The following is a 23779-nucleotide window of genomic DNA, read 5'->3' as shown; positions in this document are numbered from 1 at the left end:
AATCGAGAAGCGTAAAGTCATAACGAACGGAGTTTTTAGCAGTTGAGTGCAGAAAACAGAAAAAGCAGCAAGCACAGTATTACGCAGCATTGGCTGAGAAATAATATCGGCGTCGTGACGGCGATACTTGTCGTGCTTGAGATACTTCTTATCTTTGTTGTGAGAAATTATTATTACAGCTCTGCAAGACAGTATCTAACGTCAAAAATGAAGATAGTCACCACGGCGGTAATGAACGCCTCGGGGGACGATCAGACAAATTATAATACGGAAATACGCTCAATAGTCGAGGGCTATGACGAAAAGGACAAGATCGAGCTTATGGCAATAAAGACCGACGGCGAGGTTGACGTTACCTCATCGGGCTTTTCACCATCGGTGGACGACAGTATGAGCGATTATGAGGAAGCCAAAAAGTCCGATACAGGCGTCGGCGTGCAGATATACGACCTTTCCACAGGGGAAAAGGTAATGGCGGTAACCTCCGTTATATCACCGAGGGGAAGCGAGTATGAAGCGCTGAGAATGTTGTCCTCAATGAAGAATATAGATCATCAGATCTTGATGATATCCATATTGATAACTATAATAGTGCTGGCAATAGTGCTGCTGCTGTTTTTCTCGGGAATGTTCTTTATCAAGTCTATCGTAATGCCGATAAGAAGCATAAACAGCATTGCGAGAAAATTCGCAACAGGGGATTTCAGCGAACGTCTTGAGAAAAAGCGCAACGACGAGCTTGGCGAGCTTTGCGACTCTATCAACTATATGGCGCAGGAGCTTTCCAATACCGAGCAGATGAAAAATGAGTTCATCTCCTCAGTATCCCACGAGCTTAGAACGCCGCTCACCGCAATAAAGGGCTGGACTGAGACCGTCACAAGTATGTACGACGATAAGGAGACCTTTAAGAAAGGTATGCGTGTTATCACCAGCGAGACGGAAAGGCTTTCACAAATGGTCGAAGAGCTTCTTGACTTCTCGAGAATACAGGATAACAGGCTCACCCTTATTATGGATACCATAGATATCCTTGCGGAACTTGGCGAGACCGTGCTCATCTATCAAGAGCGTGCGAAAGCCCTCGGCATAACGCTGAATTATTACGAGCCAAAAATGCTGCCGTTCGTTTACGGCGATAAGAACAGGCTCAGACAGGTGTTCATAAATATCGTCGATAACGCTATAAAGTATTCAAACAAGGGCGATACAGTATCCGTTGAAGCCTATGAAGAGGATAACGAAATTTGTATCTCTATCTCAGATACAGGTATGGGAATATCCAAAGAAGACCTGCCGAAGGTCAAAACAAAGTTCTTCAAGGCCAACCATACAAGACGTGGTTCGGGTATCGGTCTTGCGGTGGCAGATGAAATTATCCAGCGCCACGGCGGCTCACTTGAAATAAACAGCGAGCAGGGCGTCGGCACAACAGTAATGATAACCTTGCCTTGTATCGAGCAGAAAGAAAAGCCAGATAATCAGGCAACAGTCGATGTGGAACTGATATCTTCAGAGCCTATCGAACCTATTGACAATGAAAATGCGCCCAAGTAAAACGGCGCTGTCCCTGGAAAGGAAAGTAAAATGAGCGGTAAATCACAACCAAAGGAAAAATTCAAGACCAAGATCGGCGGACAGGCTGTTATCGAGGGCGTTATGATGAGGGGTATCGACAAAGCCGCAATGGCTTGCCGCCTGCCCGACGGAACTATCGACCTTGAAGAGTGGGAGATAAAGGGCGGCAAAAATCCCCCTTGGTATCGCAAAACGCCATTCGTGAGAGGAATTTTCAGCTTCCTCACCTCGCTGATCGACGGCTATAAATGCCTGACAAGATCGGCGAACAAGCAGATGACTGAGGACGACGAGGAAGAAATGACCGCCTTTGAGAAATGGCTGGACGAAAAGCTTGGCGATAAGCTTACGCCCATAATCTCGGGCATATCAATGGTGCTGGGCGTTGTGCTGGCACTGCTGCTTTTTATGTATATCCCGTCGCTGATATCAAAATTCATTGATAAGCATATCATAAGCCTTTCCTCTTTTGGCAAGAACGTTATCGAGGGACTGCTCAAAATAGCTGTTTTCATCGGCTATACCGCTCTGACCGCACTAATGAAAGATATCAGACGTACGTATGAATATCACGGTGCAGAGCATAAAACTATCGCCTGCTATGAGCACGAGGAGGAGCTGACGGTGGAAAACGTCAAGAAGTTCACACGTTTTCACCCACGCTGCGGCACAAGCTTCATTTTCCTTGTGCTGTTCATAAGCATTTTTGTCAACACCATATTCAGAGTTTCTTGGGCAAATATTATGCTCAGAGTGCTGATAAAAGTTGCGCTCCTGCCGGTTGTAACGGGTATCGCCTATGAGCTTATAAGACTTGCGGGCAGATATGACAATATCTTCACGAGAATAATCTCCGCCCCCGGCCTTTGGATACAGCGAATAACCACCAGCGAGCCCGACGCAAGCCAGATCGAGTGCGCTATCGCCGCATTGAAGGCTTGTATCCCCGAAAATAAGGAAGAAGACAAATGGTAAAAGAATTTAAAAGAGCCGAGCTCCTAAAAGAATGTGTGGAGCTTCTTGATAAAAACGGACTTGAAGAGAACAGCGCTTGCGAAGCAAACTGGGTCTTTGAGGATATCACAGGCAATGCCGACAATATTACGGCGGAGCAGGCGGAAAAGATAAAAGCAATAATTTCACGCCGCTGCGAAGGCTATCCCTTGCAATATCTGTTGGGAGAGTGGGAATTTTACGGACTGAAATTCAAAGTTGGCGAGGGCGTCCTTATCCCGAGACAGGATACCGAGACCGCCGTTGATATCGCCCTTAAAATGTTCAAGGATAAATCCGATATCACAGTTATCGACCTCTGTTCGGGTTCGGGCTGTATAGGTGTTACTTTGGATAAAAATCTCTCCTGCAAGAAAGTGCTCTGCATTGAGCGTTCACCGCAGGCGGTAGAGTATCTAAAGACGAATGTTCGGTCAAACGCCTCAAAAGCGGAGCTGCTGCTTGGGGACGTCAAGGACGAAAGCGTTATAAACGCCGCACCAATGGCCGATCTTATCATATGCAATCCGCCCTATCTCACAGCGGAGGATATGGAAAACCTCCAGCGTGAGGTGACATTTGAACCAAAGGAAGCGCTTTTCGGCGGCGAGGACGGACTTGACTTTTATCGTGATATTGTCCGCAAATGGAAGAAAAAGCTCAAAAACGGCGGCGTAATGCTCTTTGAGATCGGCATAGGTCAAGAGGACGAGGTTATGCGCCTTATGATACAGCACGGCTTCAAAAACGTAAGGTGCCGCAAGGACTTGTGCGGAGTTGTCCGCTGCGTTTCGGGCATTTTTGAAGAATAGTACAAAAATCTGTACAAATGCGAAAAATATCCTTTCTGTACAGACAAATGGACAGTTAGTGTGTTATGATATAAATACAGAAGAAGATCCACCATATTTGAGGAGGTCAAATAAATGGCTATCGACAAGAAGAAAAAGGAAGCCGTTAAGGCTGTCACAAAAATAACAGACGCAGAGGAAAAGAAAAAAGCCCTCGATACCGCCATCGCATATATCGAAAAGCAGTTTGGCAAGGGCGCAATTATGAAGCTGGGCGAAGCAAAGGCAATGGATATCGAAGCTATCCCAACAGGTTCAATGACGCTGGATATGGCGCTGGGAATTGGCGGCGTGCCGAGAGGACGTATCATCGAGATATACGGCCCTGAGTCATCGGGTAAAACAACAGTTGCCCTCCACGTTATCGCCGAGACCCAAAAGCTTGGCGGCGAAGTTGCGTTCATCGACGTTGAGCACGCCCTCGACCCGATCTATGCAGGCAAGCTTGGCGTTGATATCGACAATATGCTGGTCTCTCAGCCGGACAGCGGCGAGCAGGCACTCGAGATCGCAGAAGCGCTGGCACGTTCGGGCGCAATCGACTGTATCGTTATCGACTCCGTTGCCGCAATGGTAACAAAGTCAGAGATCGACGGCGAAATGGGCGATACTCACGTTGGTCAGCTTGCAAGACTTATGTCGCAGGCAATGAGAAAGCTCACTTCAGTTATCGCAAAGTCAAATACAACAGCTATCTTCATCAATCAGGTGCGTGAAAAGATCGGCGTTATGTACGGCAACCCTGAGACAACCCCAGGCGGCCGTGCACTCAAGTTCTACGCTTCCGTAAGAATAGAAGTAAGAAGAGGCGAGCAGATCAAGAACGGCTCAGAAGTTATCGGTAACAGAACAAAGTGTAAGGTCGTAAAGAACAAGGTCGCACCGCCGTTCAAGGAGTGCGAGTTCGATATTATGTACGGCAAGGGTATCTCCCGTGTGGGTGAAGTCCTCGATATGGCAGTCGATCTCAACGTTGTCAAGAAGGGCGGCGCTTGGTTCAGCTATAACGATATGAAGCTCGGACAGGGCAGAGATAACGCTAAGGAATTCCTGTTGGCAAATCCCGACATTATGGCGGAGATCGAAGCAAAGATCAAGGAAAATCAAGCAGCGCTGGCTCTTGCGGCACAGGAGAAGGATAAAAAGACTTCAAAGCTTGAAGCCAAGGCAAACGCAGGCGCGGCCGCTCAGAGCGCAGAAGCAGAGGATGATAAGCCTGCAAAGAAGATCCGCAAGGCAGCAGCTGATAAGCCTGCCGTTGTAAATCCCGAGGAGGACTTTGAGGAGTTCGCTCCCGTTGACCTCAGCACTCTTGGTGACTGATAAATGCTGAAAATAACAGGCGTTTCAAAGTATAAAGGCGCAACATATATGATCGAGTTTGAGGATGGCGAGCCTGCCTTTCTCAATCACGAGATCGTCTCCGCCTATGGTCTGAGGGCAGGGCTTGATATCCCCGAATCAGCGTGGGAAAAGGTGCTTTTCGATAACGAGTACCGCAAGGCGAGAGAGCGTGCCCTTTATCTGCTGGACTATCGTGACTATTCCTATATCGAGCTTTATAAAAAGCTTGAAAAGAATTACAGCGAAGAGATATGCGACACCGTAATGGATAAAATGCTGGAGCTTGGCACCATAAACGATAGGCGCTATGCAAAGGGTCTGGCAAGGAATTATGTCGAGGTCAGAAAGTACGGCCGATACAGAGCCTTCCAGCAAATGCGTCAAAAGGGTCTCACAAAAGAAATAATCGAAGAAGCCCTTGAAGAGTATGAGGACGGCGTTTATGAGCGGCTCTATGAGCTTGTTGAGCGCAAGTATCTGCGCTATCTTGACGGCGAAAAGGGCGATATCAAGGTGAAAAACGCCCTCGTTCGGCTGGGATATTCATATGATATCATCAAAGAAGTTATAAACGATATCAAGCAGGATTACGAAACGGAAGAATAAAGACACTTTGCAAAGAAAGGAACGCAGATGAAAAAGCTGACACTTATTGCGGCAGCGGTGCTGGCTTGTGCACCTATAACAGGCTGTTCGCTGGATTTCGGCGGCGATAATAATACTACGACTGTTGCCGACAGCAGGACGGCAGGGCAGACAGCTCAGACAACTGACGATACCACCACTGACAGCATTGAAAAAGCCGACCCTCTCGCAGAAGCCGAGGACGTTGCAGCTCTCTACCTCAAAGCCGCAAACGCCGAGTTCGATCAGTCAATGGTAAAGCTTATGACCGACGATTATGCGGCGGACTATGAGTATATGAAGCAGCATATGGGCAACGATAACGAGTACGGCACGGACGAACAGCTGAGCGGTGTGAGATACAGCTTTGACAAGGAAAAAAGCGGCTTTATCGACAGCGTGAACATCAGCGAAGAGTATTCAAAAGCGGCCGAGCTCTATGTGACTATCGCATATGACAGCTCAGAGGGCGAAGTCACTTCATTGCAGTATATTTTAATGGTGCTTGATAAGGACAACGATTGGAAAGTTTGCTTTGCAGGCACAAAAGCGCAGGCCTATGCCGAGGGCATTATAAGCGATGACGATTCAAAGAAAGCCGAAGCCAACGCCCAAGCGGTCTATGAAGCCGCCGATAAGGCAGTCACAGAGCTTTCAAAGGACAAAAGCTATAAATTCGACTATATGAATTATATCTCCACCGAGGACGATAAGTTCATCACAAAAATAAAAGAACTGCTGTCCGATGACCTCGAGGACACCTATTTCACAGTTTTCCTCGATGAGGGCAAGCTCGATTATGTCGTTTGGTCGCAGCAGGCAGGGGACGAGATAACCGTCACCTATCCCGAAAAGAAAAATTAAGGCTTGACAAAAATATAAAAGTGATGTATAATGCAATCAACCACGAGATTGATTGTATATATATCGACACACAAATGAAGTCCCTGAAAGTTGCAGCTTTTAGGGACTTCATTTGTGTTGATATAAAGAATGTAGGGGACGGCGAAATTTATCAGCTCAATGTACTCGCTGATAAATTGACGTCCCACTTGCGCCGGCCTTTTTTTGTGTTTAAATACTCTGCCAAATCGCCGACACCTATCTTTTGTGAAAATTTCATAAATATTTTGATTTTTGTCATACAATAGTGACGAAAAGGGACTTGACAAAAGTGTGCAAAAGTGAGATAATAATATAGATTATTGGAATACTGTAATGCTGCCTTTTGGCAAGCATTGGATTGGAGATTTTTAAATGGCTACTAGAGTGGGAATGGTCTCTCTCGGCTGTCCTAAAAATCAGGTGGACGCTGAGCACATTCTTTATGATCTGAGACAGCAGGGCTTTCAGATCGTTTCCGACGCCGCTTTGGCTGATGTGGTTATTATCAATACCTGCGGCTTTATCGAGTCCGCAAAGCAGGAAGCTATCGACACTATCCTTGAGTTCTGCACCCTTAAAGAAGAGGGCAGGATAAAGGCCGTTATCGCAACAGGCTGCCTTGCTGAAAGATATCGTGACGAAATGAAAAAAGAGATACCCGAGCTTGACGCCGTTGTTGGTATCGGTTCAAACGGCAAGATATGTGACATAATTAGAGAGATACTCGTTGATAAGCAATGCGTCTGTTCCTATGGCACAAAGACCGAGCTTTCAATGGAGGGCGGAAGGATCATTTCCACCGAACCATTTTACGCATACCTTAAGATCGCCGAGGGCTGCAGCAATAACTGCACCTATTGCGCTATCCCAGCTATAAGAGGCAAGTATAGGAGCCGCCTTATGGAGGATATCGTCAAGGAAGCACGCTGGCTTGCAGAAAACGGCGTGACCGAGCTTGTCGTTGTGGCGCAGGATACCACAAGATACGGCGAGGATATCTACGGCAAGTCAATGCTCCCCGAGCTTTTGAAAGCTCTCTGCGAGATCGACGGCTTCAAGTGGATAAGAACGCTTTATTGCTACCCCGAAAGAATTACCGATGAGCTTATCGACACTATCGCCAGCGAGGAAAAGCTCGTTAAGTACCTCGATATCCCGATACAGCATTGTAACGGACAGGTGCTCAAGCGTATGAACCGACAGGGCGATAAGGCAAGCCTCGATACGCTTATAAATAAGATAAGAAGCAAAATACCAAATGTCACCATAAGAACTACCCTCATAACAGGCTTCCCGGGAGAGACCGAGGAGCAGTTTGAGGAGCTTTGCGAGTTCGTAAAGGAAACACGCTTTGAAAGACTTGGCTGCTTCTCATATTCCGCCGAGGAGGGAACTCCTGCCGAGAAGTTCGAGGATCAGATACCGATGAAGGTCAGAGAGCGCAGAGCGGAAGTTATTATGGAAGAGCAGATGATAATTTCCGAGCAGCTCAACGAGCAGGCTCTTGGCAAGACTATCGAGGTCGTGTGCGAGGGCTTTGACAGATACGCCGAGTGCTATTACGGCAGAAGCGCCGCAGACGCTCCCGAGATCGACGGAAAGATATTCTTCCTAAGCGACGATAAGGTAAGAGTCGGCGAGTATGTGAACGTCAAGATCGACGACACAATGGATTATGACCTTATCGGCTCTAAGGTGTGAATTTGCAAAAGTCTTTTTGAAAGGAAATCAATATGAATTTACCTAATAAATTAACAGTTCTGAGAGTTATCCTTATACCGTTTTTCCTTCTGTTCGTGCTGGTTTTCAAAATACCGCACCATATGGTCTATGCGCTGGTGATATTCGCCGCCGCTTCCATTACAGACTGGTTTGACGGCAAGATCGCAAGAAAGCACAACCTTGTCACCACCTTTGGCAAGTTCCTCGACCCCCTTGCCGATAAGCTCCTCGTTATGACGGCGCTTATCTGCTTTACCTTTGAAAGGTGGATCGACCCTGTTGCCGTGGTGCTCATTCTTTCAAGAGAATTTATGGTAACAGGTCTTAGACTTGTGGTCGCAGGCGAGGGCGTTGTGGTTGCCGCAGGAATATGGGGCAAGCTCAAGACCGCTTTCACAATGGTCGCACTTATCGCAATTATGGTGCTCCAGATAGTTTTCCCTGCGCCAAAGGGCAGCCCCGATTTCACTTGGGGAACACCTATCTTCCTTGTGAATGAGGTGCTTATTTGGATTGCTGTTGCGCTGACTATCATCTCGGGCGCAGTTTATCTCAAAGGCTATTGGAAATATATCGACTCGGGCAAATAATTCACCGCAGGTCGGCAAATGAATATAATATAATATAATAGTATAAATGCGTATCAGCAAAAGTAACGCAGAGGTAATTTTCAGAGAGAAGCCGTTTGGTGCAAGGCTTTAAGGACTCGGCGTGAAGTGCGGCTGACAGCAGAGGGCGAACAACGGCTCACGCTCAGTATTCCCCTTCGTTCCATCAGCGTTAATGATGTAAAGCTCCGTTCGATATTGAGCGGAGAAAATCGGAGTGGGACCGTAGAGTAAAATCTGCCTCCGAAGCGCACAACACGCTTCGGAGGCTTTTTTGTATAGAAAGGCAGAGATCGTAATGACTATCATAGAAAATATCAAACACGATATACAGACCATAAAGGACAGAGACCCTGCTGCGACAAGCACCTTGGAGATACTCACATATTCGGGACTTCACGCAGTTGCGTTTTACAGAGTATCCCATTGGTTCTATGTTCACAAGCATAAGGTCATCGCAAGATGTATCTCACAGTTCGCAAGAATGCTGACAGGTATCGAGATACACCCAGGCGCAAAGATCGGCAAGGGTCTGCTTATCGACCACGGCTCAGGCGTCGTTATCGGCGAGACCGCAGAGATCGGCGATTACTGCCTGCTTTATCAAGGCTGCACATTGGGCGGCACAGGCAAAGATCAAGGCAAAAGGCACCCGACTTTGGGCAACAACGTAATGGTGGGCTGCGGCGCAAAAGTCCTCGGCCCATTCACAGTCGGCGATAACGCAAAGATCGCCGCAAATGCCGTCGTTCTTGAACCGGTACCTGCCAATTCAACAGCCGTCGGCGTTCCTGCAAGGATAGTAAAGCAGGACGGCAAGCGCACCTGCGACCTCGATCAAGTGCATATTCCCGATCCCGTCGCACAGGAACTCTGCCAGACAAAGCGCCAGCTCGTCAAGCTGGAAAAGAGAGTGGCCGAGCTTGAAAAGCTCCAGCAGATCAAGAAAAACACACAGGAAGATAAATAACAGGTCATAGAAAGAGGTCAAAGCAATGAACATTTACAACACCCTTACACACAAGATCGAAGAGTTCGTACCGAATGAGCCCGGCAAGGTGTCAATGTATACCTGCGGCCCGACAGTTTATCACTATGCCCATATCGGCAACCTCAGAAGCTATATTATGGAAGACGTCCTCGAGAAGTATCTCCGCTATGACGGCTATGACGTTAAGCGTGTAATGAATATCACCGACGTGGGACACCTCACCTCTGATGGCGATACAGGCGACGATAAAATGCTCAAGGGCGCAAAGCGTGAGCACAAAACAGTTATGGAAATAGCTAAATTCTATACCGACGCCTTCTTTGCCGATTGCAAAAAGCTCAATATCAAGACCCCTGACGTTGTCGAGCCTGCAACAGGCTGTATTGACGACTTCATCAAGGTGATCTCTTCGCTCATCGAAAAAGGCTATGCCTATGAAGCAGGCGGAAATATCTATTTCGATACCTCAAAGCTCGACGAGTATTACGTTTTCCATAACTTCAATGAGGAAGACCTTGCCGTCGGCGTTCGTGAGGGCGTTGAAGAGGACTCCAATAAGCGCAATAAAGCCGACTTCGTCCTCTGGTTCACAAAATCAAAGTTCGACGATCAGGAACTCAAGTGGGATTCCCCTTGGGGCGTCGGCTACCCCGGCTGGCATATCGAGTGCTCCTGCATTTCAATGAAGCACCTTGGCGAAAAGCTTGATATCCATTGCGGCGGTATCGACAACGCTTTCCCACACCATACAAACGAGATCGCACAGTCTGAGGCATACCTCGGCCACAAGTGGTGTAACTATTGGTTCCATATTTACCACCTTAATACCAACAGCGGCAAAATGTCAAAATCAAAGGGCGAGTTCCTCACAGTCTCCCTTCTCGAATCAAAGGGCTACGATCCGCTGGTTTACAGATTCTTCTGCCTCCAGTCCCATTACAGAAAGTCCCTCGTGTTCAGCTATGAGAACCTCGACAACGCAAAGATCGCTTATAACAAGCTCACCGCAAGGATAGCACAGCTTATGGCGGATAAAAAGGCGGACGAAGCTGTCGATAAGGAAGCCTTTGATAAGCTCAAAGCCGCTTTCTGCGCAGCAATGGACGATGACCTCAATACATCAAATGCAGTAACAGCCCTCTATGACGTTTTCAAGGCCGACACGAACCCTGCCACAAAGCTTGCCCTTATCGTAGACTTTGACAAGGTGCTCTCTCTCGACCTTATCAAGGCCGCAGAAAAGCTTGCAGGCGGCGACGATGAAGAGATACCTGCCGAGATCGCACAGCTTCTTGAAGAGAGAAAAGCCGCAAGAAAGGCAAAGGACTTCGCAAAAGCTGACCAGCTCAGAGATAAGATCGGCGAGCTTGGCTATATCGTCGAGGAAACAAGACAGGGCACAAAGGTAAGAAAGAAATAAAGGAGCGCAAAATGAGCAAAAATAATCAGGACATCAGACCTTACCGCAAAAAGCAGTTCCAAACTTACTTTCAGTTCTCGATGATCGCAATATGCTTCGTAATAGTTTTCGTGCTGTTCTATGCCTGCACAGGCAGAAGTAATAAGAAGGATATCGACTATTCCGACGCAAAGATCATTCAGATGAACGAACCTGCCGACGATAGCCCCGTTGTCGTGTTCGAGACAAATAAAGGCACGTTCAAAGCCGTGCTCTTCCCCGATGAAGCCCCAAATTACTGTAAGTTTTTCACCGACCTCGTGAATGACGGCTACTATGACGGCACATATGTAAGTATGGTGCAGGACGGCGTGTACTTTATCGGCGGAACAAAGCAGGCCGACGGTCAGACCACTTCCGATACCGATACCACAACAGTCGAGGCGGAGTATTCAAAGAACCTATGGCCGCTCAAAGGCGCACTCTGCGCATATACACAAGAGGAAGGCCACCTCTTCAATAAAAAGACCGTCTCAAACAGCTATCTCCTTTTCGTTGATAACTACACCCTCACAGACGAGGAGCAGGCAGAGCTTGACAGCAAGCTTGCCGACAGCAACAACATCAATGAGGACGTCACGAACGCCTTCAAGCAGTATGGCGGCGTACTGAACTTCTCCCAGCAGTACACGATCTTCGGACAGGTCTACGACGGAATGGATATCTACGATACGATCTGCGCCGCAGATATCACAGACTCAGAGACCTTGCAGCCAACTGAGGATATCCAGTTCACAAAGGTCTATATGTCCACCTACGGCGAGAATAAAAGCAGCGCAGCTTTTGCAGCCGACAGCTCAGACAGCACAGCAGAAAGCTCTGAAAGCCTTTCAGATACAGACACAAGCGCCGAATAAAAAGCGTAATAATAAAACGCCACAGCATATCAAGCAGTATGTTGTGGCGTTTTTTTGTATGCTTTTTTCTTTACAGGGTAGGGGCGAACATCGTTCGCCCGTCTTTGTACTTATCGTTGCGTTATGATAACAAATTAAAAGCACAAAAAAAGTCGCCATACAATGTACAGCGACTTGACTGGCTGGGGTGGAAGGATTCGAACCTTCGGAATGACGGAGTCAGAGTCCGTTGCCTTACCACTTGGCGACACCCCAATGTTCAATTTTATTTGTCTCTCAAACGACTTAATTATTATAGCATACTTTGAAACAGATTGCAAGGGGTAAACTTGATTGTTTACAATTTCGTCACGAATTATGCGCTGTAAAATTAAGATGGGAAGTATATGTTAGGTTCTTTTTGATATGCAGGGTAGGGGGAGAACATTGTTCGCCCGTCTGTTATGCTGTCAAATTTGTCAAACAAAAAAGCGCTATACAAATCGTATAGCGCTAACCTGGCTGGGGTGGAAGGATTCGAACCTTCGGAATGACGGAGTCAGAGTCCGTTGCCTTACCACTTGGCGACACCCCAATGTGTGTCAAAAAGTGTTGTTGGTTGGGATAGATGGATTCGAACCATCGGAATGACGGAGTCAAAGTCCGCTGCCTTACCTCTTGGCTATATCCCATCATAGTGTCCCTCACTCAAACAGCTTATTTATTATACCATACTTTTTTTTACTTTGCAAGAGCTATAATATATTTTTTACATAATTTCAATCGTTCATTAACAAAACACCGCCGATAACCTTTGAAATCGTCAAAAGAGTAAACAAAGGCTAAAAAAATGCTTAAAAAGGCGGACAAGTATTGAAATAAATAAAAAAATATGATAAAATGAAAGTAATCTTATATAAGAAAGGTCGTAACCGTAAAATGGAAGAAAAGAAGTTAGGATTTATCAAGAAGTTTATCAATGAGTTCAAGGCGTTCGCACTTAAAGGAAACGTAATGGATCTGGCTGTCGGCGTTATCATCGGTGCAGCTTTCCAAGACATCGTAACTTCTTTCACAGAGAACTTCATCAACCCGATCATCGGCTGTATCGGCGGCGCTGACGTGGAGGGCAAGATTCACCTCCTCGGCAATCAGTACATAAACTATGGAGCATTTCTTACCGCCGTTATCAATTTCATCATTATGGCGTTTGTAATTTTCGTTATAATGAAGCTTATCAATAAACTGGCGTCACTTGGCAAGCACGATGAGCCTGAAGCTCCTGCTGAACCACCTGTTGACATCGCTCTCCTTACAGAGATCAGAGACCTTCTGAAAGCTCAGCAGTCACAGAACGCAGTCGCAGCAAGCACACAGCCTGTTGAAGCTGACACGGAAGCAAAGGAATAACGATCACAAGATCGCAAGATCGCAAGATCACGATAGAGGATCATACGGTGCATATCAAAAATATATAAGTACATAAGCGGACGAGATGATCGTCCGCTTTTTTGCGTAAATAAGCACATTTCGGTTGAATTTTTCACGCAAATGTGCTATAATCAAACTATACAGAAAATCAAATTGGAGGACTTGATATGTACGAAAATTTCAAATACTTAGCCCCCGTCGTCGAAAAAGAAATAGCAAATGGCGGCATAGCCGGCGCAAACCTCTGCGTTATCCATAAGGGTGAAACCGTCTACCGCCGCTCATTCGGAAAATCTGATATGGAACGTGATATCCCGATGACAGAGGACAAAATGTTCCGCCTCTTCTCAATGTCAAAACCAATAACAGCCTGCGCCGCAATGATACTTATCGAGCGTGGACTTCTTGATACAAGGCACCTTCTCAAGTGGTATATCCCCACCTTTGCTGACCCGAAAGTCCTTGACGAAAACGGTGAGCGACCAGCTTCCCGTGATATCACTATCGGCGACCTGCTGAATATGACTTCTGGTATCCCTTATCCCGATTGGACGCCTGCAGGACAGAAAATGGGTGCTCTTTGGGGCGGTCAGTCTGAAAACTACCTCAAGGGCGAAAAGCTCTTCAATACCTATGACTTCGCAATGGAAATGGGCAAGTGTCCGCTGGTGTTCGACCCGGGCGAAAAGTGGATGTACGGCGCTTCCGCTGATATAATGGGCGCAGTCGTTGAAGCCGTAACAGGTATGAAGTTCGGCGAATTCCTGCAAAAAGAAATTTTCGAGCCTCTTGAAATGAACGATACAGGCTTTTGGATACCGCAGGAAAAATACAACCGCCTTGCACAATGCTATGAGTATTCTGACAACGGCATAAAGCCTTTCACCCACTTCCACCTCTGTTTGACGGACTATAAAGAGCCGCCGGCATTCGAGTCGGGTGGAGCAGGCCTTATCTCCACAATGGACGATTACGCAAAGTTCGCCAAAATGCTGATGAACCACGGCGAACTTAATGGCAAGCGTGTCCTCGGCGCAAACACCGTTGAGTATATGCGCCGCAGCTCCCTCACACCAAAACAGACTGAAAGCCTTAATTGGGATAGCACAATAGGCCATAGCTACGGCAACTTTATGCGTGTCCTCAAAGATCCTGCAAGAGCAGGCCTTATACAGTCGGAAGGCTCTTTCGGCTGGGACGGCTGGATGGGCTGCTATTTCAGCCTAGATCCCGTCAAGGAAGCATCCGTCCTCTATTTTATCCAGCAAGCAGGTGCAGGCACAACGGACGCCGTTATAAGACTGCAAAATATCGCATTCGGTGCGCTTTGATAGCCGAAAAGAGCAATTAAATTTTACGCAGACGTATATAAAATAAAAACGGGCAACATAATGTTGTCCGTTTTTTTGTACACTATATTATCCTGCGTATGGTGTTTATCCTGCCGCAGTAAGAAATTCTGTTCAATGGCTGAATGCGAATTCCATAATAGCTGTTCATTGCGTGTACGATCTTGCCGTCGCCAATGTACATCGCAACGTGTCCGTAATTGTTGCATACAATGATATCGCCTGCCTGAATGTTTTTCATCGACACCGCCTTGCCCATTTTGGACTGAGTGTAAACGCTGTGGCTGATGTTTACACCGATCTGATTGTACGCCTGCATAGTCAATCCGCTGCAATCGGTGGCACGATAGCTTGCGCCGCCGTAAACGTAGCGTCCGCCGTTCATACTTGCGGCATAGTCAACGACCTTCTTGATCTTAGCATTGCGCTGGGGCGTTCTGCTGACCCCCGTGCCGACCTTGACGTACTTGCCCTTGTAATCGCCCTCATTGATGAGCAGCCAGCCGTTGTCAAGGCTCTTGCTCTGTCCTGCAATGCGCTTCGCCTTCGACGATGTCAGCACGCAGGCAGGCATAACCATTTTCGTGGTCTTGGAAGCTTTGCTGAATTTGCCGTTCTTGTATGTGTAAAGCTGCACGCCCTTTGTGATCTTGTAATAAGTCTTGTCCTCGGTCTTGATCTTTACCGCCGCAGATTCCTTGCTTTCGCCGCCGATAACGGCCTTGAGCTTTACAGTATAATTCGTCGCCCCCTTGAGATAAACGCTTCCGTTGTGGAATATCTCGATGAGGTTTTTCTTTTTCAATGTCTGATATGTGTATTTCTTAACGTATTTTCCGTCAACATAAACCTCAAAAATCGTGGAAGAGGTAAAGCTGCCGAGATTTTTAACTGATAATTCGATCTTGTTTGAATAAGCCTGTTTTGTGGTGACAGCAGGCTTTGCGGAGCTTTGAGCGCTTGCAGCGTAAGCCGTCATTACAGGCAGATCGCTGCCCACAGGCATAAGCGCCGTGCAGCCAAGCATTGTCATAGCTGATAAAATAGTTGCAGTTATCTTTTTGATATTGATGACAAACCAACCCTTTCTTTACAATTCAGTTTTTTGTATAAGCCATATGCCTATGTATATTATTATATCAGAATAATTATTACAGTCTGTAATAGTTAAGTATCCATTTTGTAAACATAGATAGTATAATATGGTATAAATAGAATATACAGGTTCAACAAGTACCTATAAAAAGACAGAATATGCAATAATAAGCCGATAATATTAATGTGCAAACAAATTTATTTAACACAATATCCATATAAACTATATAAAGGTTACAACTACATTACAAATAAAAGCGCAATTTTGTGCAAATGTCAGCAAAGTTTTCAAAACAGGGAAGCCCGCAGATACGCCCAATTACGAAAACGTTCGCTGTAAATATATCTAAAGGCTGCAATATAATAGCAAAATAAATGTTTAAAAAAGAACAAAATTAACAGCTCGTTTGTGTAAAACGTCAAAATTAGACGGTGTAAACAGTCAATATAGCTAAAAATTAATTTTTTATAAATAGAATATTGCTAAAACCATTGACAAAGTTATAATTGTGTAGTATAATTTGAGTATATCGAACAGAAAACGTTTAAGATGATAAAATGCGGAGGTAATCGCTGATGATGAACGTAAATTTTATGGGTGACAGCGGCTTTATGAAAGCGCTGGAGGCTGTCGGCTGCGGTGCAGACAGCAAGATCAGCAGCGAGAAGATCTGCGGCCATTTTAAAAATGTTGCAGTTGACGACAATTGCGTGCTGACAGGTTTCTGCGGCAATAGCCACGTCGAAGTGCTTATGGTGCCAAGCGTGCTGGGCGGCAGAAAGGTAGTTGCCATAGCAGGCAGCGCATTTGCTCACCTATATGAAATGAAGTGTGCCGTTATCCCCGAGGGAGTTGTTGCTATCGGCAGAAAAGCGTTTTACAAATGCTGCGAGCTCGTGAACGTAACAATACCTGAAAGCGTTCAGTATATCGGCGAGAAAGCATTTTATAGCTGCGAATCCCTGAGATTTGCGGCAGTTCCACAGAATGTAACCGAGATCAAGCCTTTCACATTCTATGACTGCGACAGCCTCGAAAGAGTCGATATGCCGACAAACGTGAAAAAGATCGGCGAGTTTGCGTTCGGCTTCTGTTCGTCACTTAAAGAGATAGAATTGTGCGATAATATCGCCATCATAGAAAAAGGTGCATTTCAGGGTTGCGGCTCACTTAGATTGGTAAATATCCCAAAGGCACTGAACGAGATTGGCGACAGCGTGTTTGCCTGCTGTTCGTCAGTTGAAGAGTTCAGCATACCTGCCGGGGTAGAAAAGATCGCAAGCTTTGCGTTTTTCGGTTGCTCAGCAATGAAAAAGCTGACAGTACCAAGCGGCGCTAAGACTATCGAAAGCTGCGCATTTGCACTTTGCGAAGCCCTTGAAACAGTCTACCTTGCAGATTCCGTCCTTATGTTGGGCGAAAAATCCTTTGCAAATTGTAAAAATGTAAGAACAGTAAGATTTTCACCAAAGCTGGTAGAGATCGGCGCAGACGCATTCCATAGTTGCGAAGCGCTTAGGGAAGTCGTTATACCAAGCGCAGTAAAAAGCGTGGGAGATAAGTCCTTTTGCGACTGTAAAAGTCTGAGAAGCGTGATCGTGCAAGAGGGCGCACAGGGTGTGTCGGAAGTGGCGTTCGATAATATATCCTTTGGCTCAGCAACGAAAGCAGCGGAGCTTGATAGCTTCAAATTTGCGAGCTCGGTGTTCGCAGCAGAGAATAAGAATTTCGCATTATAAAAATATAACCTCTGGATAAGAGCAGCAGGAAGAGATTTCTGTTGCTCTTTTTCTGTAAGAAGATAAAAACGAGCAACGTTTTGAAAATCCAAGTAAGCAAAAAAATACGTCCTGCAAAAAGCAGAACGTATTCGGTGGGGTGGGTAGTGAGATTCGAACTCACGGTCTTCAGTGCCACAAACTGACGCGTTAGGCCAGCTACGCTATACCCACCATATCCTATTTAGAAAAGAATACTCGCAGCAGACGAAAGCCTGTAACGAGTTAAATGGTACGCCATACTGGATTCGAACCAGTGACCTACCGCTTAGAAGGCGGTTGCTCTATCCAACTGAGCTAATGACGCATACTGTACTCATCAATACCTTAAATTTGGATAAGGATCTAAGATATATTGGAGCGGGTGATGGGAATCGAACCCACATGACCAGCTTGGAAGGCTGGAGTTCTACCACTGAACTACACCCGCATACCCGCTTGACTGAGGTGTTTGTTTTGTGTACCGCTCAATCAACGATATTAATTATAGCACACCAAACACCCTTTGTCAAGCACTTTTTATAATTTTTTTCTCGAAAAGCCAACTTTGTGCATTAATGCCTATTTGGACTTCTTGTGTTGCTTCATTTTATTCAAAATAACATCTTTGAATAAATAACCGATAATGCCAAGTACAATGGCAATGCCAAGCACAACAAGCGCTATGGTGAAGTTTCCGCTCTTAACATTGCTGCCAAGTATCGTCGAAAGCATTATCGCTGGCAGACGGCAAGGCATAACGTAGTAAAAGAAATCACGCTTGCTGATCGGCGTCAGCGGCACAATGTATGATATAACATCTTTCGGTATGCCCGGGATAAGATAAAGAATTATCAGTATCACCGTCAGCTTCTTCTCATCCTGCAAAAATTTGAACTTTTTCAGCTGCTTCTCGTCAACAAAGGCCTCAACTATTGGCCGACCGAATTTCTTCACAAGTGCAAATATCGCCATCGTTCCAAGGAGCGTTCCAAGGAATGATAATAACCCACCCCAGAACCAGCCGAACAACACTCCGCCAACCACCTGTATCGGCGGTATCACCGCAATGACAACTTGCAAAGCCTGTATGAAGGTGAATATCAAAACTCCCACAAAACCGCTGTAATTGTCAAGCTTCTGCTCCAAAGCCGCCATTCCGTTGTCGCTGTAAAGCGCCTTTATAAGCGGTATGCACGCCACAGTCGCAATAAGTATCACCGCAATTATCGCCGATAGACTTATTATCTGTATCTTCTTTTTGTGCCTCTGCGTCTGAATAGTTGCCTCGTCTAATATCTCTTTCTCTTTTTCGTCTAATGTTTTTTCTTTCTTTTGTTCGTCCATCATACGGCTCACCCTTTTGTTGTTTTTGTTTTGTTGTCTGTTTTTCTATTTCCGCCTAAGTATCTTTTTTCTAAACCAGTTTATGTACATATCAGTAAGCTGCGTAAGCGCATATTCATATACCAAAAAGAATACGTTCGCCATCGCCCATAATACAAGCACAGCGTAACGCCCGAACATCTCCATTCCCTCAAGCATATCCACCGAGGTGAAAATAAATTGGAACGCTAAAAAGAATATCACGATCGCAGCATTGAATACCGCAAATTTTATCACCCATACCATAAGCTTGTTCGGCTTTTGATCGAGATAAAATTTCAGTATGGGGTAATATCCCATAAATAGTATGAACAGCAGGGAAGCCTCGTAATTCGGCGTCGTGAAAATGCACAGCAGGCTCACCGCACAGTATGTCGCAAATGCCCAGCTCTTGTTCACCTCAACGATCATCACGACCATTATAAAGCCAGCAAATGTCGGTATCGCATAGCTGAGCATCGGCAGAAAACCGCTGCAAAACATCGCAAGCAAGCATATCGCCGAGCATATCCCCCCCAGCGCCACACGGAATGCCTTTTTGTCTCTCATAACTTCATCATTCCCGTATCTAGCAGCAAGGTATAAGGTCTCCGCCCATCATTTCACAGCAGCAGTCAGCGCAGCAAAGAGAAGTGCAGCAGTCAGGGCCGCTCATCGCTCCCGTAGAATACCCCTGAGTAGGATTGCCGTTCATATATCCGCTTCTCTGCCTGTTCATCTGCGCCAAAGCCGCCGAGTATTCAGCGTTGCCCGGTTCAAGCTGAACAGCCCTTGAAAAATGATTGTAAGCCTCGTTGAGCCAGCCCCTCTTGTAACATACCGAGCCTTTGAGAAAATACCATTCGCCGTTTCTCATATCCATCGAAACATTGTCAAGAAGCTGATCTGCCGCCGTAATGCTGCCCGATTGTATAAGGCTTCTCACATAGTTTGGATCAAATCCCTGGGAACCTGCGCCGTAAGAGCTTCCGCCCGAATATCCGCCGTTTCGCCTGCCCGTCATAATCTCGTCGTAAGCGGCGTTTATCTCAGCCATTTTCTCCGCCGCAACGTCCGCCAAAGGGTTGTCCTGATATTGGTCAGGGTGATATTTTTTTACAAGCTCCTTGTAGGCCGCCTTGATCTCAGCGTCAGAAGCCGTTGGCGAAACGCCTAAAACCTTGTATGGGTCTTTACCGTTCATAAACTTTACTTTCCTCTCTCTTCTTTTTTGCGGAACTTTCCGCTCTTAATCATATTATACACGTTTTTCAGCCCAAGATATACAATGTTGTCAAGTATATCACGATATCTTTTCAAGTCAAGCTTGACGTAAACCTCCGCAAGCTCTCCCAGCGTAAAATTAATGCTGTCGTCCGTGTAAGCGTGTATCTTTTCCATATCCTCTCGGGGTATCTCGTCCAGCCCCTCATCAATGGGAAATTTCAAAAGCAGGGGATTGTATCCCCCTTCTTTGTAATCATCTTCGAGATCGTCCAATGCGTCGCAAATGTAAATAAACCGCCCCAGCAGATACCCGAACCGCTCCAATAAAGACCGCCGCTCATCATCATCGCCGCAAAGGTCGCCGCATATTGCCGTCATCATCTGCGCCGTCGGCTCGCAAGCCATATCTATCCCCACAGTCTTTTCGCCCTCGACCCTTGTTTGAAGTCTCATAGCCTCTTCGATCTTCGGCGCAAGCTTAGGATAATCACCACAAGCGACCTTGTAAGGCTTATTGAAAAAGGGCAGCAGCATAATCGCCAAAGCCTTTCCGCCAAAGCCCTTGTCGGAAATATCGTCCCTCAGCTTGTGATAAGTAAGTATCACAGCCGATGAAGAAGCGTATCTCAGATCGCAGGTGCATTTTGCGCACATCGTTTTTTTGAAAGGGTGAGCAATGCAGCGCTGTCTCTCAGCGTCAAGCTTTTCACCTCGCACGGATAAGTCCATAAGCGATAAAAAAGCAAAATCATAGCTCAGCGTGAACCGTGTCACAAATCCGAACCGCCTGCCCATATCCTTGCACAGTCCGCAGTAAACAGCCTTGTAAATATCATATTCAAACATTCTCATATAAGGCTTGAAAGGACGGACATACCCGAACATAAAAACACCCTTTGCTAAATTCTTTATTTTATATTTTTATATTATACCATATTATAAAACATAATTGTGTATATCCCGTGATAAACTTCTCTTAATTTCGCATACACGCCAAATTAAAAGAAATTTGCTTGACAATACAGAAGTGCGGTGCTATAATGAAATTGCAGCAAGAATGAGTGCTGCAAAATTTGCACATAAGCAAATGTAATCGAATATCAAGTTTGCAGGGGGACTAAAGCCGCAAGGCTTGGTTGAGAAGGTAGAACCTGACCCTTAGAACCTGTTGGTCAATACCATTGTAGGAAGCAAAAAGACAAGTTATCTCTGATACCTCCTGCATAAACAGGGGGTATTTTTTGTGCCTTTTTGTGTTTCCCTGCCGAAAGCTGAAAGGATATTTCTATGAAAAAATGTCTTTCTATCGCAGGCTCAGACTGTTCGGGCGGCGCAGGGATACAGGCCGATCTTAAAGCCTTTTCCGCCAACCGCACCTTCGGAATGAGCGTTATAACATCAGTCGTGGCTGAAAACACCACAAGAGTGCTGTCCGTTTTCAACGTCCCCACAGAGGAGATAAAAAAGCAGATAGACGCCGTCTTTGAAGATATCGAAGTTGACGCCGTAAAGCTTGGTATGCTGCCCACAGCCGAGATAATCTCCGCCGTTGCAGATAAACTTTGTCAGTATAGACCAAAGATAATAGTCTGCGACCCAGTTATGGTAGCCACCAGCGGCGACGCTCTTTCAGAGGGCGGAACAGTCACCACGATGAAGGAAAAGCTCTTTCCTATGATCGACCTGCTCACACCCAATATCCCCGAAGCGGAAGCTATCGCAGGGGTGGAGATACATAACGAGCAGGATATGGAAACAGCCGCAAAGCTTATAATGGATATGGGCGTGAAAAACGTCCTCGTCAAAGGCGGCCACTTAACAGGCGACGCCGTTGATATCCTGTACACCGAAACAGGCTCCCATAAGCTTTCAAGCAAACGTGTGGATTCACCGAACACCCACGGAACAGGCTGTACGCTTTCCTCTGCCATAACCGCAAACCTCGCCAACGGAATGGATATGCTCACCGCCGTGAGGTCTGCAAAGGACTATATCACAGAAGCCATAGAAAGATCATTCACAGTCGGAAAAGGGCACAGCCCCGTAAATCATTTCTATGATTATTATGCTATGAAAGCTATGAAAGGAAATCAAATATGAGAAATTATAAAACTCAGATGGAAGCCGCTAAAAAAGGCATTGTAACTCCTGAAATGGAGACCGTCGCTAAAAAGGAAAATATGGACGTAAGTGAGCTTATGGAGCTCGTTGCCGCAGGTCAGATCGCTATCCCTGCAAACGTAAACCATACCGCACTTTCCGCCGAGGGTATCGGTAAAGGCCTCAAGACCAAGATAAACGTAAACCTCGGTATCTCTGGAGACGCTAAAAATTACGATATCGAAATGCAGAAAGTCGATATGGCAATAAAGTTCGGCGCAGAAGCTATTATGGATCTTTCCAATTACGGCAAGACCAATACTTTCAGAAAAGAACTTATCGCAAAGTCCCCTGCAATGATCGGCACAGTTCCAATGTATGATGCGATCGGCTATCTTGATAAAGACCTTCTCGAGATCTCCGCACAGGATTTTCTCAAGGTCGTAAGAGCCCACGCAGAAGAGGGCGTAGACTTTATGACTATCCACGCCGGTATCAACAGACGTGCCGTTGAAGCTTTCAGACGTGAAGGCAGAAAAATGAATATCGTCTCCCGTGGCGGCTCACTTCTTTTCGCTTGGATGATGATGACAGGCAATGAGAACCCATTCTTTGAGTATTACGACGAAGTCCTCGAGATCCTCAGAGAGTATGACGTAACGATCTCCCTCGGTGACGCACTCCGTCCGGGATGTCTCGCCGACGCCTCTGACGCCGCACAGATATCAGAGCTTATCGAGCTGGGCAACCTCACAAAGAGGGCTTGGGAAAAGGACGTTCAGGTTATGGTGGAAGGCCCAGGCCATATGGCAATGAACGAGATCGCCGCAAATATGATAATGGAAAAGAAGATCTGCCACGGCGCACCGTTCTATGTCCTCGGACCTCTGGTAACAGATATCGCACCTGGTTATGACCATATCACATCAGCCATCGGCGGAGCTATCGCCGCAGCAAACGGCGCAGACTTCCTCTGCTATGTAACTCCAGCCGAGCACCTTAGACTTCCGGATGTTGACGACGTTAAGGAGGGTATAATCGCCAGCAAGATCGCAGCCCACGCCGCAGATATCGCAAAGGGCATAAAGGGCGCAAGAGATATCGACGATAAAATGGCAGCAGCCCGTCACAAAATGGATTGGGACGAAATGTTCGATATCGCTATCGACGGCGAAAAAGCAAGAAGATTTTTCGAGCAGACCCCGCCTGCCGACAGACATACCTGTTCAATGTGCGGCAAAATGTGCGCCGTAAGAACAACAAATATGATACTCGAAGGCAAGGAAGTTAAGTTCTGCTCAGAAAAGTAATTGTCTGAAACATAAGTCATTGTAAAAAACGACAAATGGGACGTCGAGGACGCCGTCTCCTACAAATTTTGTAGGGGCGAAAATTGTTATTCGACAAGGCTCATAACAATTTACGTTCGCCCGTTTGATACGATACAACGTGTAATTGTACAATAAAACGTACAGCAATATCAAAGAATGTCAGCCTATTAATTGTACGAAAATTCGTACAATTGCATAAGGCAGATATAAAAAGAATGTAATGTGCAAGAGG

At 46.2% G+C, this 23779-nt stretch carries 21 protein-coding genes, 6 tRNA genes, 1 riboswitch and 1 other annotated feature; of the genes, 16 read left to right on the top strand and 11 right to left on the bottom strand.

The window, feature by feature from the left end:
* Window positions 1–42 precede the first annotated feature (42 nt).
* From QZ371_RS08810 to QZ371_RS08760, 11 genes are all read left to right on the top strand, one after another.
* The gene (locus tag QZ371_RS08810; protein WP_295211751.1) at window positions 43–1557 is read left to right on the top strand and encodes a HAMP domain-containing sensor histidine kinase; all 1515 of its coding nucleotides are present in this window, start codon (window positions 43–45) and stop codon (window positions 1555–1557) included.
* Between the two features lie 30 nt (window positions 1558–1587).
* Complete coding sequence (locus QZ371_RS08805; protein WP_295211750.1) at window positions 1588–2553, top strand: DUF1385 domain-containing protein; 966 nt, start codon at window positions 1588–1590, stop codon at window positions 2551–2553.
* Window positions 2547–3383 (top strand): peptide chain release factor N(5)-glutamine methyltransferase, encoded by an 837-nt coding sequence (prmC, locus tag QZ371_RS08800; protein WP_295211748.1) that lies wholly within the window; start codon window positions 2547–2549, stop codon window positions 3381–3383. The genes QZ371_RS08805 and prmC overlap by 7 nt, the downstream gene beginning before the upstream one ends.
* Window positions 3384–3497: 114 nt before the next feature.
* Window positions 3498–4745: a recombinase RecA gene (gene recA, locus QZ371_RS08795; protein ID WP_295211746.1), complete on the top strand. Its 1248-nt coding sequence runs from the start codon at window positions 3498–3500 to the stop codon at window positions 4743–4745.
* A 3-nt stretch (window positions 4746–4748) separates the two neighbouring features.
* Window positions 4749–5372: a regulatory protein RecX gene (locus QZ371_RS08790; RefSeq protein WP_295211745.1), complete on the top strand. Its 624-nt coding sequence runs from the start codon at window positions 4749–4751 to the stop codon at window positions 5370–5372.
* Window positions 5373–5399: 27 nt separating this feature from the next.
* Window positions 5400–6254: a hypothetical protein gene (locus QZ371_RS08785; protein ID WP_295211743.1), complete on the top strand. Its 855-nt coding sequence runs from the start codon at window positions 5400–5402 to the stop codon at window positions 6252–6254.
* A 393-nt stretch (window positions 6255–6647) separates the two neighbouring features.
* Entirely contained in the window at window positions 6648–7976 is a 1329-nt protein-coding gene (rimO, locus tag QZ371_RS08780) for a 30S ribosomal protein S12 methylthiotransferase RimO (RefSeq protein WP_295211742.1), read from the top strand.
* A gap of 32 nt (window positions 7977–8008) precedes the next feature.
* The gene (gene pgsA / locus QZ371_RS08775; RefSeq protein ID WP_295211741.1) at window positions 8009–8587 is read left to right on the top strand and encodes a CDP-diacylglycerol--glycerol-3-phosphate 3-phosphatidyltransferase; all 579 of its coding nucleotides are present in this window, start codon (window positions 8009–8011) and stop codon (window positions 8585–8587) included.
* Window positions 8588–8629: 42 nt separating this feature from the next.
* Window positions 8630–8853: a binding site (T-box leader), on the top strand.
* A gap of 50 nt (window positions 8854–8903) precedes the next feature.
* Complete coding sequence (gene cysE, locus QZ371_RS08770) at window positions 8904–9575, top strand: serine O-acetyltransferase (RefSeq protein WP_295211813.1); 672 nt, start codon at window positions 8904–8906, stop codon at window positions 9573–9575.
* 25 nt (window positions 9576–9600) lie between these two features.
* Window positions 9601–11016 (top strand): cysteine--tRNA ligase, encoded by a 1416-nt coding sequence (gene cysS, locus QZ371_RS08765; RefSeq protein ID WP_295211740.1) that lies wholly within the window; start codon window positions 9601–9603, stop codon window positions 11014–11016.
* 11 nt (window positions 11017–11027) lie between these two features.
* Window positions 11028–11912 (top strand): peptidylprolyl isomerase, encoded by an 885-nt coding sequence (locus tag QZ371_RS08760; RefSeq protein ID WP_295211738.1) that lies wholly within the window; start codon window positions 11028–11030, stop codon window positions 11910–11912.
* 179 nt (window positions 11913–12091) lie between these two features.
* Here QZ371_RS08760 and QZ371_RS08755 read toward each other — a convergent pair.
* The 3 genes from QZ371_RS08755 to QZ371_RS08745 form a co-directional block, all read right to left on the bottom strand.
* Window positions 12092–12167 (bottom strand) — tRNA-Gln (locus QZ371_RS08755).
* A 243-nt stretch (window positions 12168–12410) separates the two neighbouring features.
* Window positions 12411–12486: transfer RNA gene (locus tag QZ371_RS08750), tRNA-Gln, on the bottom strand.
* 21 nt (window positions 12487–12507) lie between these two features.
* Window positions 12508–12583 (bottom strand) — tRNA-Gln (locus tag QZ371_RS08745).
* Window positions 12584–12830: 247 nt separating this feature from the next.
* Here QZ371_RS08745 and mscL point away from each other — a divergent pair.
* Together mscL and QZ371_RS08735 are read left to right on the top strand one after the other, a co-directional pair.
* The gene (mscL, locus tag QZ371_RS08740) at window positions 12831–13301 is read left to right on the top strand and encodes a large conductance mechanosensitive channel protein MscL (RefSeq protein WP_366558723.1); all 471 of its coding nucleotides are present in this window, start codon (window positions 12831–12833) and stop codon (window positions 13299–13301) included.
* A gap of 188 nt (window positions 13302–13489) precedes the next feature.
* Entirely contained in the window at window positions 13490–14653 is a 1164-nt protein-coding gene (locus QZ371_RS08735) for a serine hydrolase domain-containing protein (protein WP_295211736.1), read from the top strand.
* Between the two features lie 82 nt (window positions 14654–14735).
* Here QZ371_RS08735 and QZ371_RS08730 read toward each other — a convergent pair whose 3' ends face one another.
* Window positions 14736–15704: a C40 family peptidase gene (locus QZ371_RS08730; RefSeq protein ID WP_295211734.1), complete on the bottom strand. Its 969-nt coding sequence runs from the start codon at window positions 15702–15704 to the stop codon at window positions 14736–14738.
* Window positions 15705–16342: 638 nt separating this feature from the next.
* Between QZ371_RS08730 and QZ371_RS08725 the strand changes: the two genes are divergently transcribed.
* Window positions 16343–17506 carry a leucine-rich repeat domain-containing protein gene (locus tag QZ371_RS08725; RefSeq protein ID WP_295211732.1) on the top strand — a complete coding sequence of 388 codons (1164 nt, stop codon included), beginning with the start codon at window positions 16343–16345 and terminating at the stop codon, window positions 17504–17506.
* A gap of 135 nt (window positions 17507–17641) precedes the next feature.
* On the opposite strand, the gene QZ371_RS08720 is transcribed toward QZ371_RS08725, so the two are convergent.
* The 7 genes from QZ371_RS08720 to QZ371_RS08690 form a co-directional block, all read right to left on the bottom strand.
* Window positions 17642–17719: transfer RNA gene (locus tag QZ371_RS08720), tRNA-His, on the bottom strand.
* Between the two features lie 56 nt (window positions 17720–17775).
* Window positions 17776–17852 (bottom strand) — tRNA-Arg (locus tag QZ371_RS08715).
* Between the two features lie 49 nt (window positions 17853–17901).
* Window positions 17902–17975 (bottom strand) — tRNA-Gly (locus tag QZ371_RS08710).
* Window positions 17976–18106: 131 nt separating this feature from the next.
* Entirely contained in the window at window positions 18107–18874 is a 768-nt protein-coding gene (locus QZ371_RS08705; RefSeq protein WP_295211731.1) for a TVP38/TMEM64 family protein, read from the bottom strand.
* Window positions 18875–18916: 42 nt separating this feature from the next.
* Window positions 18917–19459 carry a hypothetical protein gene (locus tag QZ371_RS08700; protein ID WP_295211730.1) on the bottom strand — a complete coding sequence of 181 codons (543 nt, stop codon included), beginning with the start codon at window positions 19457–19459 and terminating at the stop codon, window positions 18917–18919.
* 19 nt (window positions 19460–19478) lie between these two features.
* The gene (locus tag QZ371_RS08695) at window positions 19479–20093 is read right to left on the bottom strand and encodes a J domain-containing protein (RefSeq protein ID WP_295211728.1); all 615 of its coding nucleotides are present in this window, start codon (window positions 20091–20093) and stop codon (window positions 19479–19481) included.
* 5 nt (window positions 20094–20098) lie between these two features.
* Window positions 20099–21001: a DUF5685 family protein gene (locus QZ371_RS08690; protein WP_295211727.1), complete on the bottom strand. Its 903-nt coding sequence runs from the start codon at window positions 20999–21001 to the stop codon at window positions 20099–20101.
* A gap of 215 nt (window positions 21002–21216) precedes the next feature.
* Window positions 21217–21323, top strand: a riboswitch (TPP riboswitch).
* A gap of 80 nt (window positions 21324–21403) precedes the next feature.
* Here QZ371_RS08690 and thiD point away from each other — a divergent pair.
* Both thiD and thiC read left to right on the top strand, forming a co-directional pair.
* The gene (thiD, locus tag QZ371_RS08685) at window positions 21404–22216 is read left to right on the top strand and encodes a bifunctional hydroxymethylpyrimidine kinase/phosphomethylpyrimidine kinase (RefSeq protein WP_295211725.1); all 813 of its coding nucleotides are present in this window, start codon (window positions 21404–21406) and stop codon (window positions 22214–22216) included.
* Window positions 22213–23526: a phosphomethylpyrimidine synthase ThiC gene (gene thiC, locus QZ371_RS08680; RefSeq protein WP_295211724.1), complete on the top strand. Its 1314-nt coding sequence runs from the start codon at window positions 22213–22215 to the stop codon at window positions 23524–23526. Before thiD ends, thiC begins: the two co-directional genes overlap by 4 nt.
* The last annotated feature ends 253 nt before the right edge of the window (window positions 23527–23779 follow it).

This window comes from Ruminococcus sp. (assembly GCF_019423705.1).
In the GTDB taxonomy this organism is placed as follows: domain Bacteria; phylum Bacillota; class Clostridia; order Oscillospirales; family Ruminococcaceae; genus Hominimerdicola.
This window is presented reverse-complemented; position numbering and strand designations above follow the sequence as displayed.

Bases quoted from the DNA above. Each gene is read 5' to 3' on its own strand.
- QZ371_RS08695 (WP_295211728.1), bottom strand. From the start codon at position 20,093: ATGAACGGTAAAGACCCATACAAGGTTTTAGGCGTTTCGCCAACGGCT.
- prmC (WP_295211748.1), top strand. From the start codon at position 2,547: ATGGTAAAAGAATTTAAAAGAGCCGAGCTCCTAAAAGAATGTGTGGAG.
- thiD (WP_295211725.1), top strand. From the start codon at position 21,404: ATGAAAAAATGTCTTTCTATCGCAGGCTCAGACTGTTCGGGCGGCGCA.
- mscL (WP_366558723.1), top strand. From the start codon at position 12,831: ATGGAAGAAAAGAAGTTAGGATTTATCAAGAAGTTTATCAATGAGTTC.
- QZ371_RS08725 (WP_295211732.1), top strand. From the start codon at position 16,343: ATGATGAACGTAAATTTTATGGGTGACAGCGGCTTTATGAAAGCGCTG.
- QZ371_RS08700 (WP_295211730.1), bottom strand. From the start codon at position 19,459: ATGAGAGACAAAAAGGCATTCCGTGTGGCGCTGGGGGGGATATGCTCG.
- QZ371_RS08785 (WP_295211743.1), top strand. From the start codon at position 5,400: ATGAAAAAGCTGACACTTATTGCGGCAGCGGTGCTGGCTTGTGCACCT.
- rimO (WP_295211742.1), top strand. From the start codon at position 6,648: ATGGCTACTAGAGTGGGAATGGTCTCTCTCGGCTGTCCTAAAAATCAG.
- QZ371_RS08760 (WP_295211738.1), top strand. From the start codon at position 11,028: ATGAGCAAAAATAATCAGGACATCAGACCTTACCGCAAAAAGCAGTTC.
- QZ371_RS08735 (WP_295211736.1), top strand. From the start codon at position 13,490: ATGTACGAAAATTTCAAATACTTAGCCCCCGTCGTCGAAAAAGAAATA.
- QZ371_RS08790 (WP_295211745.1), top strand. From the start codon at position 4,749: ATGCTGAAAATAACAGGCGTTTCAAAGTATAAAGGCGCAACATATATG.
- QZ371_RS08805 (WP_295211750.1), top strand. From the start codon at position 1,588: ATGAGCGGTAAATCACAACCAAAGGAAAAATTCAAGACCAAGATCGGC.
- recA (WP_295211746.1), top strand. From the start codon at position 3,498: ATGGCTATCGACAAGAAGAAAAAGGAAGCCGTTAAGGCTGTCACAAAA.
- thiC (WP_295211724.1), top strand. From the start codon at position 22,213: ATGAGAAATTATAAAACTCAGATGGAAGCCGCTAAAAAAGGCATTGTA.
- cysE (WP_295211813.1), top strand. From the start codon at position 8,904: ATGACTATCATAGAAAATATCAAACACGATATACAGACCATAAAGGAC.
- QZ371_RS08690 (WP_295211727.1), bottom strand. From the start codon at position 21,001: ATGTTCGGGTATGTCCGTCCTTTCAAGCCTTATATGAGAATGTTTGAA.
- cysS (WP_295211740.1), top strand. From the start codon at position 9,601: ATGAACATTTACAACACCCTTACACACAAGATCGAAGAGTTCGTACCG.
- QZ371_RS08730 (WP_295211734.1), bottom strand. From the start codon at position 15,704: ATGACAATGCTTGGCTGCACGGCGCTTATGCCTGTGGGCAGCGATCTG.
- pgsA (WP_295211741.1), top strand. From the start codon at position 8,009: ATGAATTTACCTAATAAATTAACAGTTCTGAGAGTTATCCTTATACCG.
- QZ371_RS08705 (WP_295211731.1), bottom strand. From the start codon at position 18,874: ATGATGGACGAACAAAAGAAAGAAAAAACATTAGACGAAAAAGAGAAA.